This is a genomic window from Haloglomus litoreum (assembly GCF_029338515.1).
In the GTDB taxonomy this organism is placed as follows: domain Archaea; phylum Halobacteriota; class Halobacteria; order Halobacteriales; family Haloarculaceae; genus Haloglomus; species Haloglomus litoreum.
The window spans coordinates 4,353,992-4,371,588 of sequence record NZ_CP119988.1; the positions used below are offsets into that span (position 1 = coordinate 4,353,992).

The following is a 17,597-nucleotide window of genomic DNA, read 5'->3' on the forward strand; positions in this document are numbered from 1 at the left end:
TAGCCGGCTCGCTCCAGGACTCCGACTAGTCGGGCCGACTCGCCGCGACCAGTCGGTCGAGCGAGCCCTCCTCCTCCAGGCCGTCGATGGCGTCGAGCAGCGTCGCCCGCGCGTCCTCGTCGAGGACCGGCGCGACGCAGTCGTCGAACTTCGCCTCCCAGCGTGCCTCCGGGAGCGGGTTCGTCGGGCTCCCGGGGGCGCGGCGCTCCTCGGTCGTGTGTGTCTCGCCGTCGGTCGTCTCGACGACGACGCGGGCGCCGTAGCCGGCGAACTCGTCGCCGAACAGGTCGGGCTCGAAGTCCCGGTCGACCAGGTCGATGACCGCCCGCGTTGCCGGGGCGGTGACGTACTCGTCGGTGAACTCCTGGACGCCGGCGTCACCCTCGCGGATGACGGCGGCGAGGCAGAACTCGATGGAGAACTTCGCCTGCAGTTCGTTCTCCGGCTGGGCGTGGATGAGCATCTCCGAGGCCGCCTCGTCCAGCGTGACGGTGACCCGCTCGACGGTCTCCGGGGTGAGGTCGTGCTCGGCCACGAGTCGACGCATCGCCTCCATCGCCGCGTGCGAGATGACGCCCGACGGGTACGGCTTGAACCCGTTGTCGAGGACGCCCCAGGAGTCCCGCCCCTCCTCGATCACCGTCGGATCGTACGACCCGTCCGGCGACATCACCATCCCGTAGCCCATCTCCCCGTCGAGGATGGCCTCGTCGGCGGTGAACCCCTCGTCGGCGAGCATCGCGGCCCGGAGCCCGGTCTGGGCCGCGTGACCCGGGTGGAGCGGTTTCGTCATCGACCCGAAGTTCTTCTTGAGCGCGGACGACCCCGAGGCGACGATGCCGAACGCGTGCGTGGTCGCCTCGGGTGAGAGGTCGAGGACGCTCGCGGCCGCCGCCGCCGCGCCGAACGACCCGATGGTGCCGGTGTGGTGCCAGCCGTGGTCGTAGTGGCTGGGGTAGACGCTGTGGCCGACTCGGAACTCCGCCTCGACACCGAGGACGTACCCCGTCAGCAGGTCACGGCCGGTCGCGTCCGCGGCCTCGGCCGCCGCCAGCGCGGCCGGGAAGACCGGCGCGCTGGGGTGGAGCACCATCGACTCGAACGTGTCGTCGTAGTCGATGGCGTGGGCGAAGGTGCCGTTCGCCAGCGCCGCCCCCGGAGGGCTCGCCGTCCCCCGACCGAGGACCGTCGCCGCCTCGCCGGGACTCGTCCGGTCGACGTACCGGCCGATGCGGTCGCCGACCTCGTGCTGGGACCCGTAGATCGCCACCCCGAGGACGTCACGGATGCTCGCCTTGGCCCGGTCGAGAACCTCGTCGGGGATCTCGTCGTAGCCGGTTCTGCTCAACGCTACCAACGACTCGGTCGCTGACATACTCGGACCTACCGAAGGGGAGGTTACATAGCTTTCGACGGCAGGGATTCCGGGGGCGCCGGGCGCAGTATCCGGGGACACCAGGGCGCGTCGGGGAGCAGTGTCGCCGACCGCCAGCCGCGTCGGGAGAGCTATGGCCTCGCTCGTGGAACCCCGGTCCATGCAGTTCGCGATGTGCAACGAGCACTACGACCGGCCGCTATCGGAGACGTTCGACCGCCTCGCCGCGCTGGGCTACGACGGGGTCGAGGTCACGCCGTGGACGTTCACCGACTCGGTCCGCACCGTCGACGACGGGGAGACGGCGGCCGTCCGGAAGGCGGCGGCGAGCGCCGGACTCGACGTCGTTGGCATCCCACGGGTGTTCCGGGCGGGCGACGACGAGCACATCGGGAGCCCGGACCCGGCCGTCCGCGACCGGACCGTCGACGCCCTCCGGGCGACGGTCGAGTGCTGCGCGGCCATCGGGGGCGATATCGTGGTGTTCGGCTCCCCGAACCAGCGGTCCGTCCCCGAGGGAGTTGACGAAGCGGTCGCCTGGGAGCACGCGGTCGCCTCGTTCTCCGACCCCGACCTCCTCGAGACCCTGCGCGAGACCGGCGTCACGCTCTGCATGGAACCGCTCTCGCCGCCACACACCGACTTCGTCACCACCGCCGACGAGGCGATCGCGTTCGCCGAGGCGGTCGACCACCCGAACGTCGGGGTCTGCCTCGACGGCTACCACCTCGCCGCCGAGGCTGACCCGATTCCCGACGTCCTCCGCCGGGCGGCCCCGCATCTCGCACACTTCCACGCGGACAACACCGAGGGCCGCGGGCCCCGCCACGGCACCGTCGACTACGGCCCCATCGTCGAGACGCTCCGCGCCGTCGACTACGAGGGGTACGTCTCCCTGGAGGTCCACGCGGACATCCTCGGGGACGAGCCGTTCACCCTCGACACCGACGAGATCGCCCGCGACAGCATCGCCTTCCTCCGGGAGACGTTCGGAGCCGACGGCTCCCGGCCGAAAGTATAAGTCCCGGTCGCGGGTCGTGGAGGTATGCAGTTGTCGAGCAACCTGCTGGCCGAGTACGCAATGGAGGTCTCCTTCGAGTCGCTGCCCGAGGAGGTCGTGGAACAGACCGAGCGGCTCGTCCTCGACTCGCTGGGGTGCTGTGTCGGGGCGTACACGAGCGAACCGAGCAAGGCACTCCGCGAGACGTTCGCGGACCGGACGGCCCCGGACAGCGCGACCGTCCTGGGGACCGACCGGGAGATCCCCGTCGAGTACGCCGCCCTCGTCAACGGCGCGATGGTCCGCTACCTCGACTACAACGACTGCTACATCAGCGGGTCGTCCGTCTGCCACCCGAGCGACCACATCCCGGCACTGCTCGCCGTCGCGGAGGCCGAGGGCCGAACCGGGCGCGAACTGATCGAGGCCATCGTCGTCGCCTACGAGATCCAGTCCGCGGGCATCGACACCGGCGCCATCTGGGACAACGGGTTCGACTACGTGACCTGGGGGACCTACTCCTCTGCGGCGGCCGTGGGGAAGCTGATGGGGCTCTCGAAGGACCAGCTGGTCGACGCCATCGGCATCGCCGGCACCTCCAGCAACGGGCTGCTCGTCTCGCGACTCGGCGACGTCTCGATGTGGAAGGGCGTCGCCATGCCGTACGTGGCTCACAACGCCGTCCAGGCCTGCGGGATGGCCCGGAACGGGCTGACCGGGCCGACCGCGGTGTTCGAGGGCGAGGGCGGCTTCTTCGAGACGGTCGCACAGGACGAGGTCGCGGTCGAGGAATGGGGTGGGCGCGACGGGGCGTCCTACCGCATCACGCGGACGAACTTCAAGCCGTACGCCTGCGGGTACTTCATGCAGGCGCCCATCACGGCCGTCCTCGACCTGGTCGAGACACACGAGATCGCCCCCGACGAGATCGAGGCCATCGAGATCGAGGAGTTCGAGCAGGCGGTGCAGGTGCTGGCGAGCCCGGAGAAGTGGTCGTCGGACCTGAACCGCGAGACCGCGGACCACAGCATCCCCTACTCGGTCGCGGTCGGCATCCTCGACGGCGAGGTCACCCCCCGGCAGTACGCACCCGACCGCCTCTCGGACCCGCAGGTCCACGACCTGATGGCGACGGTCAGCGTCAGCGAGGCCCCCGACATCACCCGGCGGCGGGCCGAGAACCCGGGGCTCATCCCCGCACGGGCCCGCGTCACGACCGCCGAGGGGACCTACGAGACCGAGATCGACTACCCGAACGGCCACTGGCAGCAGCCGATGAGCGACGAGGAGCTGGGGGCGAAGTTCGACGCACTCGTCGAGGGGCTGCTGACCGAGTCACAGGCCGCAGGCGTCCGCGAGTGGTGTCTCTCGCTCGACACCGTCGACGAGGTCGGCTCGGTGTTCGCGGACCTCCGGGTGTAGGGGACGAAGGGTCGAGAAACAGCTTTTCGCGTAGAGTCGAGGATTCAGCGGTCGGCGTGCCAGGAGAGCGCCGTCTCGAGGTCGTGGGGGATGTGACCGCCGGTCGCCGCCGCGCGGTCGAGGTACGCGCGGAGGTCGGGACGGTACTCCGGATGGGCACAGTGTTCGACCAGCGTCTCGGCCCGTTCCCGGGGGTCCAGTCCCCGGAGGTCGGCGACGCCCTGTTCGGTCACGACGATGGAGACGTCGTGCTCCGTGTGGTCGACGTGCGGGACCATCGGGACGATGCGGGAGATGTCGCCACCGGCGGCGGTCGACTGCAGCGTGACGACCGAGAGGTGCGCGTTGCGGATGAAGTCGCCGCTCCCGCCGATGCCGTTGACGACGTGCGAGCCGTTCAGGTGGGTGGAGTTGACGTGGCCGTAGACGTCCACCTCGAGGCCGGAGTTGACCGCCACGACACCGAACCGGCGTATCAGCTCCGGGCTGTTGGAGATATCCGACGGGCGAAGCACCACGGACTCCTTGTACCGGTCGATGTCGTCGAACAGTCGCTCCTGCCCCTCGGTCGAGAGGGCCAGCGAGGCGGCACTGGCCGCCTCGAGGTTGCCCGCGTCGAGCATGTCCAGCAGCCCGTCCTGCATGACCTCGCCGAAGTAGACGACGTCCCGGTCGCCGAAGTCGACGGACTCGAACGCCCCCATCAGCGCGTTGCCGAGCGACCCGACGCCGAACTGGAGCGCGACCGACTCCGCCAGCACGGGATTGCGCTCCAGCTCCGCGTAGAGGAACTCGACGAGGTTGTCGGCGATAGAAAGGTCGGGCCCGGTCGGGTCGCGGAACTCGTACGGGCTGTCGGGGGCCTCGGTCCGGACGACCGCCGCGAGTTTCTCGGGCTCGAACCGGATCTTCGCGCCCCCGATCCGCCCGCCCGGGTCGGTCAGTGGGATGGGGTCACGGTGGGGCGGGGAGGACGGCCGGTAGACGTCGTGGAGCGCCTGGAGCCCGAGGGGCTGTGCCTCGTTGACCTCGACGATCAACCGCTCGGCGGCCGCCACGTACGCGGGCGTCGGGCCGAGCGCGGTGCTCGGGACGAGCCAGTCGGGGCCGACCGCGACCGCCTCGACGACCGCGACGTCGACGGTGCCGTACTGCCCGAAGGCGACCTCGTCGGCGAGCGGGGAGACGTGCCGGTCGTGGAAGTGGATCCGCCCGTCGTTGATGGCGTTGCGCGAGGCCGCCTGCGCCTGGTAGGGGAACCGGCGGTCGATGGCGCCGGCCTCGACGAGGTCCGTGTCGATCTCGGCGCCGAGGCTGCCGCCACTGATGACTGTCAGTCCGTAGTCCTCGGCGGCGTCCCGGATCTCTCGGGGGACCGCCTTCGGGTAGCCGACACTGCCGAAGCCGCTGACGGCCATCGTCGCGTTCGTTCCGACGAACGAAGCCGCCTCCACCGCGTCGACGACCGGAACGTCACCGCTGAACCGCGCGTTCACAGGCTCCATCAGGAATCACGCGATGTCCGTCCGCGTGGTCCCGACACCGGCCGGCCACCCGGGCGGCTGCTCCGGAGTCGGGTCGGCGTACTCGCGCTTGAGCACCATCGGGGTCCGTTTCAACGAGAGGACGAGTTCGTCGTCCTGGTTGTAGCCGCGAAGTGCGGTCCGGACGATTCCGACGTGGTCCCGGGAGTCGGACTCGCGCTTCTCGATGACCTCGCTCTCCGCGAACAGCGTATCCCCGTGGAACATGGGCCCGTGGTGACGGACCTCGTCGTAGCCGAGGTTGGCCGTCGCGTTCTGCGAGATGTCGATGACGCTCATCCCGACCGCGGTCGCGATGACGACGAGCCCGTTGACCAGCCGCTCGCCGAACTCCGTCTCGGCGGCGTACGCCTCGTTGAAGTGCATCGGGTTGAGGTTCATCGTCACGTTCGTCAACCAGACGTCGTCCGTCTCGGTGATCGTCCGACCGTACGGGTGCTTGTAGATGTCGCCGACCTCGAAGTCCTCGTAGTACCGGCCCTGCCAGCCGGACACCAGTCGCTTCTCGGGGGGGCTGTCGGAATCGTCCATATGCGTTCACCTCTACTGGCCCTGTCTCGACCATAAGTGTGTGGGTGCAGCACACGGACGCGGCACCGTCGGGTGAACGGGCGGGACGGTCGGCGGAGTCGGTGTCAGTACGACCGGGGGAGCCCCAGCGCGTTCGTCCCGAGGTAGTTGAGGGCGAGCTCCTGCGTGATGGGCACGAGGCGGGTCAGGCGCGCCTCGCGCATGTAGCGTTCGACGTCGTACTCGCGGGCCACGCCGAAGCCGCCGTGGGCCTGGACGGCGATGTCCGCGGCCTCGAACGCCGACTCCGCGGCGAGGTACTTCGCCATGTTGGCCTGCACGCCCGCCATGCTGCGGTCGGCGTCGTGGATGCGCTCGGTCGCCCCGTAGACGACCTGCTTCGCCGCCATCAGGTGCGCGAACGCCTCCGCCAGCGGGTGCTGGATGGCCTGGTTCTTCCCGATGGGGCGGTCGAACACCTCGCGGTCGTTGGCGTAGTCGACCCCGGCCATGATGGCCGCCTCACCGAGCCCGATGCACTCGGCGGCGATCACGAGCCGCTCCTCGTTCAGCCCGTCGAGGACCTGGTAGAAGCCACGACCCTCCTCGCCGATGAGGTTCTCGGCGGGGACGCGGGCGCCCTCGAACCAGAGCTCGTAGGAGTGGACGGCACCGGTGGCCGTCTTCGGGATGGACCGCATCTCGAAGCTGCCCTGGGACTGGATGTCGTCGACGTCGACCAGGAACATCGAGATGCCCTGGGTCCGCTTCTCGACCTCCGACTTCGGGGTCGTCCGGGCCATCAGGACGATGTAGTCCGTGGCGTCGACCCGGGAGATCCAGATCTTCTGGCCGTCGATCACGTACTCGTCCCCGTCCCGGGTGGCCGAGGTCTCGATGGAGGTCGAGTCCGACCCGGCGTTGGGCTCGGTCAGCCCGAGCGACTGGATGCTGGCCTCGCCGCGGGCGAGCCGCGGGAGCAGGTCCTCCTTCATCGCCTCGCTCCCGTAGTTGACGATCGGCGGGACGTTGTAGATGCCGCCGTGGATCGCCTGTGCCGCCGCGAACCCGCCGCCGCTCGCGGCGATCTCCTCCATCATGACGACGACCTCGCTCGTCGTCATCCCCGGCCCACCGTACTCCTCGGGGACCAGCGCGCCCAGCCAGCCCTCCTCCGCAAGCGTGTCGACGAACTCGGTCGGATACTCCTCGCGGCGGTCGCGCTCGCGCCAGTACTCGTCGCCGAAGTCCTCGCAGATCTCCCTGATGCTCTTCTGGACGAGCCGCTGACCCTCGGATAGTTCTACGGTCTGCATAGCCGACAGTAGCTGTCCCATGGATACCGACGGCGAGGGACGGGGCAGAGATAAATCTATTCGTCAGGGCCGGTACCCCGTCTCGCGGCCACCGGGCGTGCCGGTGTCGCACCCCGGACAGGGGACGACCTGTTCAGCGATGACGAACGGTCCGCCACCGCCCGCCAGGCCCGGTCGAGAGACCACCGCCCAGAGCGCCCACGACGGCCGTTGAAATGGCTGATCCGACACCGCCCATGTCACCAGTTCACGCACACCGTTCGGGATGGCTGAACGCCCCTTCGACGAGCCGATCGAGAGTATTGAGAGGTATTGAGCGAAAACGTGGGACAATCGGGCATAACCCCGGGTATAGATCCCAGTATAGCACGGAATCTCGATCAGATCGGGGAGTGTTGCCGACTTACGGGGAGATCCGTGCCGCGACCGCCGCCACACGGTCGGTTCAGCGATGCGGCACGGGCACCAGCGAGTCGGCATCTCGGCGCCTGCTGGGCCATGACACACGTTGCTCGGCCCTGCTCGTGGGCATCCGGTCCGCCGTTCGTCTGGTCGGGGAGATACGGCGCGGCAGCCCTGAGGCAGCGTTCGCAGGTGTTTCGGCGGCGATACCGATTGATTCGGTGATTGCGGACGAGCGTTCACCGATGCCGAACGAATTATGTGGGTCGGTCACGTGAGCCACACGCATGGAGCACCACGGGACACAGGGCGGGCAGGTGAAATCGGTCGAGCGGGCGATGGAGATCGTGGAGACGGTCATGGAGATGGAGGGAGCGGGTGTCTCGGAACTCGCAGCCGAACTCGACATGGCCAAGAGCACCGTCCACGGGTACCTCACGACACTCCACCGGCTGGGCTACCTGGTCAAGGAGGGCGAGAGCTACCAGATCGGAACCCGATTCCTCCGGTTCGGCGAGTACTCGCGCACCCGCAAGCCCGAGTACGGGATGGCAGCCAAGAAGGTCACCGAGCTGGCCGAGGAGACCGAGGAGCGGTCGCAGTTCGTCATCGAGGAGCTGGGCCGTGGCGTGTTCCTCTACCGGGAGTCGGGTGCGCACGCGGTCGAGACGGGGTCGGGAACCGGCAAGCGGATGCACCTCCACTCCACCTCCGCCGGGAAGGCCATCCTCGCCCACCTGCCCGACGAGACCGTCGACGAGATACTCGACCGCTGGGGTCTGCCCGCGGTGACGCCGGCGACGATTACCGACGAGGGGGCGCTGCGCGACGAACTCGCCGACATCCGCGACCGCGGGTTCGCCCTCAACCGCGAGGAGAACATCGAGGGGCTCCACGCTGTCGGGGTTCCGGTCCAGCTGCAGGACGGGACGGTGATCGGCGCCCTCTCCATCTCCGGTCCCACGCACCGGCTGAAGGGGGAGTACCTCCTCGACGACCTCCCGGACCTCCTCCTCGGGACCGCGAACGAACTCGAACTGAACATCACCTACTCGTAGGCCGGCGGTCGGGACAGCGGGGCGGCGCCGGGGAGTGGGGAACAGCCCGTCGGTCGGGGCGCCGAGGAGGAGTCGGGGAGGACGAACAGCCCGCCGGGCTTCAGATGTCGGTCACACGCTCGTACCGCTCGTCGAGGGCGGCGGCGTCCTCGGGGAGGAGCGCGATGACGATGGTGTCGACGAACCGCTCGAAGTACTCGACCAGTGCGGCGATGCGGGCGCTGTCGAGCGCCTCCATCGAGTCCAGCAGCATGAACGGGACCTCGTCGTTCAGGTCGTGGACGAGGTAGCCCGCGAGCGCGAAGATGAGACCGACCACCTCCCGTTCGCTCTCCGAGAGGTGGTCGATGGTGTCCTCGTACACGGTACCGCTGTCGGAGCTCCGGACGATGTGGAGGTCGAACGTGCTCTTCCGGGTCTTCGAGCGCCCCTCACGGACCGTCCGTTCCCGGCGCTCGATCCAGACCCGCTCGATGTTCCGGTACTCGAGGATGCCGAGTATCGCATCCATGTGCCCGTTGAACTGCTCGACGGCGTCGGCCTCGATGCGGTCGACCTGGGTCCGGCGGTCCGCGAGCTCGGACGCGAGTTCCTCGCGCCGCTCCGCCAGGTCGTCCCGGTTGTCCTCGATGGCCTCGATGGCCTCGATCTCGGACCGGGTCTCCGAGAGCTCCGACTCGACCCGTGACAGCTCGAACTCGAGCTGGTTGACCGCCCGGTGTCGGTCCAGGATTTCGCTGTAGTCCTCCTCCTGCAGGGATTCGACCGCCGCCTCGAGGGACTCGACCTCGTCGAGCAGCTCCGCCTTCCGCCCCTGCAGCTCCGTGACGGTCCCCTCCCGGGTCTCGACCTCCGCCTCCGCCTCCGCGATCCGTGACTCCAGCCGCTCGCGCTCCTGTTGCTGTCGCTCCAGTTCCTTCCGCCGGGATTCCAGCTCCTCGATGCGGTCCCTGATCTCCGTCCGCTCGCTGTACTTCTCCTCGTTCACGTCCCGGAGGACCTGGAGGGTCCGCTCGATCTCCCCCTCCTCGACCTCGGAGCCGCACGTCCAGCAGGTCACCGTACCGGGCGCGACGAGCTGGTCGGTCACGGCGTCCGCCCCCTCGGGCCCGTCCCCGAACTCCGACAGGACCTCGGGCGCGTCCCCCTCGAGCATATCACGGTTGAACTGGATGACGCTCTGCAGGTCGTTGATCTGCGAGTCGATGTCCGAGGCCTCCGTTCGGAGCCTGCCGATCTCCGCCTCCAGCTCCGCGTGCTCGCCCATCGGCGCGTCGGGCATCGCCGCCAGCTCCTCGCGGTGCTCCGCGAGGTCCGCCTCGAGCATCTCGAGTGCCTCCCGTTCGACCCCGATGCTCCGGCGGGTCTCCGAAAGCTCCGAGCGGGCGTCGTTGAGCGCCTCCAGCGTCTCCTCCAGCTCCGCTTTCACCTCCCGTTGCTCCTCGACATCCGCCTCGGCCGCCGCCAGCTCCGCCCGCTCGGACTCGAGCTCCGCCCGCTTCGACTCGACCGCCTCCTCGAGGTCGGCGAGCTGTGTCTCCAGCTCCGGCAGGCGCTCGAACTCCGCCTCCAGCTCCTCGATCTCCTCGTCGATGCGCTGTTTCTCCCGGGTCAGCGACCGTATCTCGGCCTCGATGGCGTCGGTATCGACCGGCCGCATGATGAGCTCCCGCAGGTCGTCGTTGCGGACGACCGCACGCCGTGCGGGGTTGGCCTCCAGGAGGAACGCGAAGGTGTCCGCGACCTCCGGGTCGTCGAGGTAGGGGTCCCCCCGGAACGTGACCCCATCCCCGCTCCCGACCAGCGTCCGCGAGTACGCAGCGTCGTCGGTCCGCAACGTCACCTCGCCCCGGTCGGCATCCCCCTTGAGCGTCGCGTTGTCGCTCCCCAGCACCGCCATGAGGGCCTGCAGGAACGACGTCCGGTTCGTGGCGTTGCGGCCGGTGAGGACGGTGACCCCCGGGGAGAGCGCGACGGTCGTCTCGTCGATGCCGCCGATGTTCTCGACGGACACCTCCATGTCCTGCTGCAGTAGTTCACTCATCCTTCCTGGACGCTCACGAGCCGGGACTATAGACCTTGACATCCACCCCCCGGCTCGCCCGGTCGACGACCAGAGAGCGTTACATCAATACAGCTGTAAAGGCCGTCCAGCAGCGTCGACGCCCGTGTCCGCGAGCCTCCCGGGCGGCGGCGGCACACCCCTTACACGCATACAACTGTAAAGTCAGGCCGGCCCACAGTGACATCCGCCCCGCTCGAGGAGTTCGCCGACCCGGTATCGGCGACCACAGCCCCGACAGTGCGCCCGGGTCTCGACGATGACGTCCATGTCGCCGACCCTCACCTCGCCCGCGTTCTCGAGCGAGTCGATACCCTGCTCGGCGACGGCCGTGAGTCGCGTCTCCAGCCGGTTGATCCGATCCCGAACGGTAGGGCCCCGGTCGGCGTCATCGGTCGGCGGTGAGGCGTCACGCCACTTCGTGAGGTAGGTGTGGATGGACGTATGCGAGACGAACTCCTCGCGGACCGTCGCGGGGTCGAGCCCGTGCTGTTCGAGGCGGGCCTCCGTCTGCCGGCGGACACCACTGCTCACGTCGTCCTCGGTGAGGAGCCGGTACATGTTCGTCGCCTCGCCCTCCAGGGGTTCGGCGCCCGCATCCACGAGCTTCGTGGCCAGGATACGGACGTTGAACTCGTCGGCGAGCTGCCTGAGGCTCCGCCGGTCCTCCCCGGCCGTCCACGCGCGTTCGAGCTGGGCGCCGTAGTCGCCTAGCTCGTACTGGTCGATGAGACGCTGGACCTTGCTCCGCCTCGAAGTCCCGGCAGCGTCGTTCCCCGAATCGCTCATGCGACGGCTACCGACCCGGGACACATAACCCCTGGTCCTCGCTGCGGCCACCGGTCGGCGTTCGACACGGGGCCATGGGCTGAGACAGGACGGTGTTTGCATAATTCCCTGTAACACATTCCCGGGAGCACAAGAGGGATCCGAGGCGAGAGACACCCCATGAGCGAACCCTGGAGCACCGCCGACGCAGTCCCTCCGGAACGCCCACAAGACCCAGATACGGAGCAGATGCGAGCCTTCCGAGGTTGCGCAGACCTACGGTGACGGTGTCGGTGTGGACCATTCCCCCCCAGAAACCCCGGCCTTTCACCTAAAATCCATAGAAAGTACTAGAAGTATATTTCTAGAATTTATAAATCATATTAGATACGAACCTGGCCCAGAGTTCAAATTCGAACCCATTCAGTAGAGATTCAACCGTACATAGCATCCCCCGAGTCTACGACCCACTTTCTCTAAATAATAATATCAAAATCGTGTGCACCTGCCTCTCGACTGCGGAGCCGTCCCAGGTCGTGCCGGCGTCCCGGGGAGAAAGCTCCCGTGGCCCCTTTCACTCCCGCCCCGCGTGGCTTTCCAGGGCCGCTTCACACCGTGCTGGCTCGGTACGTGCGCTCCATGCGCCCGGCGGCCTCGGCCGGGAGTGGAAGGGGCTGACCGTCGTCGGCGCGGACCCGCCTCTCCCGTGCGAGCGTCCCAGCGGCATCCCCCTGGAGCCCGAACTGTTTTGTCGGCGTCCGGAGAACCGGCTGTCGTGATCGACGCACTGCCAGACCGGGCCCTGACGAACGACGAGGCGGAGCAGCTCAAACAGCAGGACGCTCGCATCGTGCCTCTGTCGGTGCTCAAGGGTGGCGACGACCCGTTCGTCATCTACACGATGGCGTTCTACAGCAGCGAGGCCGGCGAGGTCCACCTCCTGGGCTACGCCGATGAGGAGGGTGGCTGGGTCCAGTTCGAGTCGTTCCCGGACGACGAGTGGACCGTCGAGCGACAGGAGGCCCGGGTCCGGGAGTGGGTCGACGAGCAGTACGGGGACGAGTTCGAGCAGGGGATGCTCGACGAGGAGTCCGGCACGGTCGACATGGGCTGACTCCCAGGCGGACTCCTGAAAGGGTGAAGCGGCGGTCAGCGGGGAGCGTGGCCGACACGTCGATTGGGAGCCGCTCGTCCTCGATGTCGGGTAGGTCGTAGCTGGGTGGGTTGGTGATGACGTTGACCACCGTCTCCGGTGTGACGACCTCCGGGACCGGCTGGTCGACCTGGCAGGTCGCGGTCGGGTTCCCGACCGGGTCGACCGATGGGTCGTCGGGGTCGTAGTCTCACACTGGTCCGGCGGGAAGCTGAACGCGAGCCTCGCGAGGTTCTCCGGCGAGGTCACCGCCGGCGGGACGAGCGGTACCTTCGGGGGCTGGACCGGCAGGCCGCCGATGTAGGGGGCGGCACCGGCGGGACGTCGGTGGCCTCCGGAGCTGACGCCGGAGGGTGACCCCCAGCTATAACTCATTCCACGCCCTCGTACCGATGTCATGCCAGAGATTGCCACAGCCGTGCGCGACCTGAGCCGGGGGGACACCGTTCGCGTGACCGATCCCGACATCGGCGAGGTCGAGGTCCTCATCCAGCGGCCACAGGAGACGGCGGAGGTGGCCCCGGGCATCCAGCAGTTCGTGTTCACCCACCAGTCCGGGCGGATCATCGGGATGAACCGGAGCCTCGGCGTCGACGAGGACGACGACTGGGACGTCTGCCGCCTCGTCGCCGACCCGGACGGGTTCCAGCACGCCCTGCTGCTGCGCTCGAACGGCGACGTCCACCTCCACACCCGCCGGGAGCCGGGGCAGCCCGAGGACTGGGAGCACCGTGGCGTGGTCGAGGGACTCGAACGGGCCGAACCCCCCGAACAGGACTGAATCCGGGCGGCCACGAGACCGGACGCCCGACCGCTGACACTCGTTCTTCACAGACACGTCGGCAGCGGAGCCGAACGGCGACCGGCCCTGGTCGCTGCCGGCCCCGGCGGCGCTCTCGGTGCAGTGGCCGGCCATCCCGGAACGGGCGGAGAACGGAGAGAGGTACCGAACGGCGTCAGATGCCACCGATGCGGCCGCCGTCGACCGGGGTGTCCGTGGGTATCGGCGTCGGCGAGGCTGTCGGCGTCGGGCTGGGGGTCAGCGAGGGCCCGCCACGTGCGCCGCCGCCGATCACACGAACTCAGTCTCGATCTCGGAGCAGGTCTCGACGAACGTCGTCGCCGCGTCCTGGTACTTGAGGAGGGTGTTCATGCTCCCGTCGAGTTCGAAGTCACCCCCCATGATTCCCTCGATGGCACCCATCTCGCCGCGGACGAGCGCCTTCCAGTTCGCGTACGGGCCCGAGAGCTCGAAGCCGTTGTCGACCTCGGCCGGGTTGTCCACCCGGCGGGTCCCGGTGCAGTCACCGTCCTCCAGGCCGATGAAGTAGTGGTAGGTCTCGGCGAGCCCATCACCGGCCTCGACGGTGAAGATGTAGTCGCCGTTGAAGTCGACCCCGTACCCCTCGGCCTGCTCGCCGTAGGTCTCGTTCGCATTCAGTCGGTCCTCCAGTTCATCGAACCACTCGTCGCTTGGAAATTGCTTTGCCATGTGGCATTCACCGCCATGCCAGAGATTGACGGCACCCGACAAAAACCTTGGTGTGTGGACACGTGGCTCGGAGCGACGCGGGGGACGGTGTACGGTCGACGGCGGCGCCTCACCGCTTGAGCTCGTAGCCACGCTCGCGGTCCCACACGTCCTCGTTGCGCTCGCCCATCAGCTCGTACTTCTTGACGCGCTCGGTCGTCGTCTTCGGGAGTTCGTCGCGGATGTCGATGAACCGCGGGACCTTGAAGTAGGCCAGCTTGCCGTCGCAGTAGTCCACGATGTCGACCGGGTTCGGGGTCCGGCCCGGCTTCGCGACGACCACCGCCTTCACCGCCTCGGACCCCCCGTCGACGGGGACGCCGAACACCGCCGCCTCCTTCAGGTCGGGATGGTCGCTGAGGACGCTCTCGACCTCGTAGGAGGAGATGTTCCCGCCCGGCTGGCGGATGGCGTACGCCTTCCGGTCGACGAAGTAGAAGTAGCCGTCCTCGTCCTTGTAGCCGATGTCACCGGTGTGGAACCAGAGGTTCTGCCAGGCGTCGACGGTCCCCTCGGGCTGGTTGTGGTAGCCCAGCATGAACGCGTTCGGTTCGAGCGGGCGAACGACGATCTCGCCCTCCTCGCCGGGCGGGAGCGGCCGGTCCTCCTCGTCGACGATCTCGATCTCCGTCCAGGGGAGCGGCTTGCCGATGCTACCCCGCCGCGGGGCATCGATGGGGTTGAGCGCGGCCACCGTCGCCGTCTCGGTGAGCCCGTAGCCCTCGACCAGCTGGACGTCGAAGCGAGGTTCGAACTCGTCGATCACCGCCGGCGGCGCGTCGGCGCCGATGCCGAACACCGCCGGATTGTCGGCGTCGTCCGGGCGCTCATCGGCGTTGTGGAGGTTGGTGATCATCGTCCCGATGTAGTTGAACACGGTCGCGTCGTGCCGTCGGATCTGGTCCCAGAACCGCTCGGGGTCGAACTCCGCGGCCAGCGCGAAGTCGCTCGCTGCCAGGATCGACCCCGTCACGGTCGTCTGCTGGGCGTTGCAGTGCGACAGCGGGAGCGTGGTGAACGCGCGGTGGTCCGACCCCGAGACCGAGGAGACCACCGTGTCGACGAACACGCGACCGGTGTTGATGTACGAGTAGTGCGGGAGGATCACCCCCTTCGGCTTCCCGGTGGTCCCGCTCGTGTAGATGATCGACATCGGGTCCGAGCCCCGCCGAGTCCGGTCCGGCCCGACGGCCCGCTCGCCGTCGAGCAGCGCCGCGAACGGCTCGTACGGGGAGCCCATGGTCGACTCGCCGAGCAGGAACTCCGTCTCGACCCGCTCGTCGCTCCGGACGGTCTCGTAGTTCCCCCGGGTCGAGTTGTCCAGGATAATCGTCGTCGGCTCGGCGTCGCGGAGGACGTACGCCAGTCCGTCATCCCGCAGGTCGGTGTTCAGCGGGACCATGACCGCCCCGGCCTTGGCGATGCCGAACCAGGCCGCGAGGTACTCTGGCCGGTTCTCGAGGAAGGTGCAGACGTGCTCGCCCGGTTCGATCCCCCGGTCGACGAGCGTGTTCGCCACCGCGTTCGAGTCACGGTGGAGGTCCCGGTAGCTGTAGGTCCGGTCCGCGGTGTGGACCAGCGGTCCGTCACCGATGCTGGCTGCCCGGTCGGCGAGGAGAGAGATGACGGTCTCGTACTCCTCAGTCACGGCTCGACTCATCGGTCCTCCGGACCCCGGTCGGTCGGAGCGGGTGTCGTCCCCCGTCGGTTCCTGGCATATCCATGGTGCCACACCATACCACGAGTGAAGTTAACGGTTTTCCCCCAGCCGGCACCGTACGCCGGCGTATGGCCAGTCGACCCCGTTCGCCCGCTGTGAGAGAGGGCCGTCCCGGCTCAGTTGATCTCCCGATCCGAATCCTCCCAGAACGGCTCCCGGAGCGCCTTCTTGTCGATCTTCCCGTACGGGGTCTGTGGCAGCTCGTCCTGGAACTCGACGTGTTTCGGGCGCTTGTAGTCGGCCAGCTCCTCGTCGGCGAACGCGTGGATGTCCTCGGCCGTGACGGACTCGTCGTCGGGGACGATGATGGCGGTCACCGCCTCGCCCCACTTCTCGTCGGGCACCCCGATGACGGCAACCTGCGACACGCCCGGATGCGTGACCAGCACGTCCTCGACATCGGTGCTATAGACGTTCATCCCGCCGGAGATGATCATGTTGCTCTTCCGGTCGAGGAGGTAGACGTAGCCGTCCTCGTCGCGCTTGCCCACGTCGCCGGTGTGGACCCAGCCGTCCTCGACCGTCTCGGCGGTCTTCTCCGGTAGTTCCCAGTACTCGTCCATGACGTACGGCGCGGTCGCCAGGATCTCGCCCTCCGTGCCGGGGGGCTGGCGCTCGCCGGTCTCCGTATCGACGATCTTCACGTCCGCCATCAACGCCGGCTGACCGGCGGAGCCGAGCCGCTGTTCCTCGCCCTGCTCGATGGCGATGCGGTGCTCCTGTTTCCCGAGGACGGTGATGAGGTTCGGCACCTCGGTCTGCCCGTAGAACTGCGTGAACACGGTGCCGAACTCGTCGAGCCCCTCGCGGAGTCGGGCCGGCGTCATCGGCGCGGCGCCGTAGACCAGCGTCTCCAGCGACGACGTGTCCGTCGTCCCCAGGTCCGGGTGGTCCAGCACCGTGTAGATCATCGTCGGGACGAGGAACGTCCAGGTCACGTCGTACTCTTCGATATCGGCGAGCGCCTGCCCGGGGTCGAACCCGGGCCGGATGACCGACTTCGCCCCGACCAGCAGCGCCGCCCACAGGAACGCCCCCGCCGAGTGGGGCAGCGGCGTCATCAGGAGCAGCGTGTCGCTCCCCGTCAGGTCCAGCTCGGTGATGTGGGCGTACATGTTCTGCAGGAAGTTGTCGTGTGAGTGGACGACGCCCTTCGGGTCACCGGTGGTGCCGCCGGTGTAGAAGTGACCGGACGGGTCCTCGGGGCGAACGGTCACGTCCGGGGCGGTCGTGGTGTCACCCTCGGCCTCTAGGTCGGCCAGCGACTCGAACCGGTCGTCCTCGGCCTCGATGACGAACCCGCGCTCGACGGTGTCGACGGCGTCGGCCAGCGACGCGAGCGTGTCGACGAACTCCGGACCGGCGATGACGGTACCGGCCCCGGAGTCCCGGAGCATGTACTCGAACTCGTCCTCGGTCAGCATATCGTTGAGCGGAAGCTTCACCGCGCCCGCCTTCAGGAGGGCCAGGTCCGCAATCACGTAGCCGAGACAGTTCGACATCATCAGCGCGACCCGGTCACCGGGTTCGACCCCGCGTGCGACGAGCGCGTTCGCCACCGCGTTCGACCGCTTGTCGAGTTCGCGGTAGGTGTACTCCTGGCCGTCGACCCTGACGGCCACACGGTCGGCGAACCGGTCGAGGCTGTCGATCAGCGCGTCGGTGAGTGTCGTCGCCGTACCCGTCTGCTCGATGCTACCCTGACGACTGGTGGTACTGCCGCTTTCGGCCGGCAT

At 68.2% G+C, this 17,597-nt stretch carries 14 protein-coding genes; 5 read left to right on the plus strand and 9 right to left on the minus strand.

Annotation, left to right across the window (positions count from 1 at the left end; translation table 11 throughout):
• Positions 1-25 precede the first annotated feature (25 nt).
• Complete coding sequence (locus P2T62_RS21660) at positions 26-1,375, minus strand: MmgE/PrpD family protein (protein ID WP_276259103.1); 1,350 nt, start codon at positions 1,373-1,375, stop codon at positions 26-28.
• A gap of 160 nt (positions 1,376-1,535) precedes the next feature.
• Between P2T62_RS21660 and P2T62_RS21665 the strand changes: the two genes are divergently transcribed.
• Positions 1,536-2,396 (plus strand): sugar phosphate isomerase/epimerase family protein, encoded by an 861-nt coding sequence (locus P2T62_RS21665; RefSeq protein ID WP_276259104.1) that lies wholly within the window; start codon positions 1,536-1,538, stop codon positions 2,394-2,396.
• 24 nt (positions 2,397-2,420) lie between these two features.
• Positions 2,421-3,797, plus strand: coding sequence for an MmgE/PrpD family protein (locus tag P2T62_RS21670; protein ID WP_276259105.1), 1,377 nt, complete (start codon positions 2,421-2,423; stop codon positions 3,795-3,797).
• A gap of 44 nt (positions 3,798-3,841) precedes the next feature.
• Here the strand turns inward: P2T62_RS21670 and P2T62_RS21675 are convergent, their stop codons facing one another.
• From P2T62_RS21675 to P2T62_RS21685, 3 genes are all read right to left on the minus strand, one after another.
• On the minus strand, positions 3,842-5,302 hold the full coding sequence (locus tag P2T62_RS21675) for an acetyl-CoA hydrolase/transferase C-terminal domain-containing protein (RefSeq protein ID WP_276259106.1): 1,461 nt from the start codon (positions 5,300-5,302) through the stop codon (positions 3,842-3,844).
• 6 nt (positions 5,303-5,308) lie between these two features.
• Entirely contained in the window at positions 5,309-5,872 is a 564-nt protein-coding gene (locus P2T62_RS21680) for a MaoC family dehydratase (protein WP_276259107.1), read from the minus strand.
• 104 nt (positions 5,873-5,976) lie between these two features.
• Positions 5,977-7,188 (minus strand): acyl-CoA dehydrogenase family protein, encoded by a 1,212-nt coding sequence (locus tag P2T62_RS21685; RefSeq protein WP_276259108.1) that lies wholly within the window; start codon positions 7,186-7,188, stop codon positions 5,977-5,979.
• Between the two features lie 668 nt (positions 7,189-7,856).
• Here P2T62_RS21685 and P2T62_RS21690 point away from each other — a divergent pair.
• Positions 7,857-8,627, plus strand: coding sequence for an IclR family transcriptional regulator (locus P2T62_RS21690; protein WP_276259109.1), 771 nt, complete (start codon positions 7,857-7,859; stop codon positions 8,625-8,627).
• A 100-nt stretch (positions 8,628-8,727) separates the two neighbouring features.
• Here the strand turns inward: P2T62_RS21690 and P2T62_RS21695 are convergent, their stop codons facing one another.
• Both P2T62_RS21695 and rdfA read right to left on the minus strand, forming a co-directional pair.
• Positions 8,728-10,671, minus strand: coding sequence for an archaea-specific SMC-related protein (locus tag P2T62_RS21695; protein WP_276259110.1), 1,944 nt, complete (start codon positions 10,669-10,671; stop codon positions 8,728-8,730).
• A gap of 183 nt (positions 10,672-10,854) precedes the next feature.
• Positions 10,855-11,478 carry a rod-determining factor RdfA gene (rdfA, locus tag P2T62_RS21700; protein WP_276259111.1) on the minus strand — a complete coding sequence of 208 codons (624 nt, stop codon included), beginning with the start codon at positions 11,476-11,478 and terminating at the stop codon, positions 10,855-10,857.
• A gap of 754 nt (positions 11,479-12,232) precedes the next feature.
• Between rdfA and P2T62_RS21705 the strand changes: the two genes are divergently transcribed.
• Positions 12,233-12,571, plus strand: coding sequence for a DUF7964 domain-containing protein (locus tag P2T62_RS21705; RefSeq protein ID WP_276259112.1), 339 nt, complete (start codon positions 12,233-12,235; stop codon positions 12,569-12,571).
• 436 nt (positions 12,572-13,007) lie between these two features.
• Positions 13,008-13,391, plus strand: a complete 384-nt coding sequence (locus P2T62_RS21710; protein WP_276259113.1) for a hypothetical protein — start codon at positions 13,008-13,010, stop codon at positions 13,389-13,391.
• A 291-nt stretch (positions 13,392-13,682) separates the two neighbouring features.
• Here the strand turns inward: P2T62_RS21710 and P2T62_RS21715 are convergent, their stop codons facing one another.
• The 3 genes from P2T62_RS21715 to P2T62_RS21725 form a co-directional block, all read right to left on the minus strand.
• Positions 13,683-14,102 carry an SCP2 sterol-binding domain-containing protein gene (locus P2T62_RS21715; RefSeq protein ID WP_276259114.1) on the minus strand — a complete coding sequence of 140 codons (420 nt, stop codon included), beginning with the start codon at positions 14,100-14,102 and terminating at the stop codon, positions 13,683-13,685.
• A gap of 109 nt (positions 14,103-14,211) precedes the next feature.
• Complete coding sequence (locus tag P2T62_RS21720; protein WP_276259115.1) at positions 14,212-15,801, minus strand: AMP-binding protein; 1,590 nt, start codon at positions 15,799-15,801, stop codon at positions 14,212-14,214.
• A gap of 176 nt (positions 15,802-15,977) precedes the next feature.
• Positions 15,978-17,597 carry a class I adenylate-forming enzyme family protein gene (locus P2T62_RS21725; RefSeq protein WP_276259116.1) on the minus strand — a complete coding sequence of 540 codons (1,620 nt, stop codon included), beginning with the start codon at positions 17,595-17,597 and terminating at the stop codon, positions 15,978-15,980.

Excerpts from the sequence above, each read along its gene's own strand:
- P2T62_RS21660 (WP_276259103.1), bottom strand. The coding sequence starts at position 1,375 with ATGTCAGCGACCGAGTCGTTGGTAGCGTTGAGCAGAACCGGCTACGAC.
- P2T62_RS21665 (WP_276259104.1), top strand. The coding sequence starts at position 1,536 with ATGCAGTTCGCGATGTGCAACGAGCACTACGACCGGCCGCTATCGGAG.
- P2T62_RS21670 (WP_276259105.1), top strand. The coding sequence starts at position 2,421 with ATGCAGTTGTCGAGCAACCTGCTGGCCGAGTACGCAATGGAGGTCTCC.
- P2T62_RS21675 (WP_276259106.1), bottom strand. The coding sequence starts at position 5,302 with ATGGAGCCTGTGAACGCGCGGTTCAGCGGTGACGTTCCGGTCGTCGAC.
- P2T62_RS21680 (WP_276259107.1), bottom strand. The coding sequence starts at position 5,872 with ATGGACGATTCCGACAGCCCCCCCGAGAAGCGACTGGTGTCCGGCTGG.
- P2T62_RS21685 (WP_276259108.1), bottom strand. The coding sequence starts at position 7,188 with ATGGGACAGCTACTGTCGGCTATGCAGACCGTAGAACTATCCGAGGGT.
- P2T62_RS21690 (WP_276259109.1), top strand. The coding sequence starts at position 7,857 with ATGGAGCACCACGGGACACAGGGCGGGCAGGTGAAATCGGTCGAGCGG.
- P2T62_RS21695 (WP_276259110.1), bottom strand. The coding sequence starts at position 10,671 with ATGAGTGAACTACTGCAGCAGGACATGGAGGTGTCCGTCGAGAACATC.
- rdfA (WP_276259111.1), bottom strand. The coding sequence starts at position 11,478 with ATGAGCGATTCGGGGAACGACGCTGCCGGGACTTCGAGGCGGAGCAAG.
- P2T62_RS21710 (WP_276259113.1), top strand. The coding sequence starts at position 13,008 with ATGCCAGAGATTGCCACAGCCGTGCGCGACCTGAGCCGGGGGGACACC.
- P2T62_RS21715 (WP_276259114.1), bottom strand. The coding sequence starts at position 14,102 with ATGGCAAAGCAATTTCCAAGCGACGAGTGGTTCGATGAACTGGAGGAC.
- P2T62_RS21720 (WP_276259115.1), bottom strand. The coding sequence starts at position 15,801 with ATGAGTCGAGCCGTGACTGAGGAGTACGAGACCGTCATCTCTCTCCTC.
- P2T62_RS21725 (WP_276259116.1), bottom strand. The coding sequence starts at position 17,597 with ATGCCGGCCGAAAGCGGCAGTACCACCAGTCGTCAGGGTAGCATCGAG.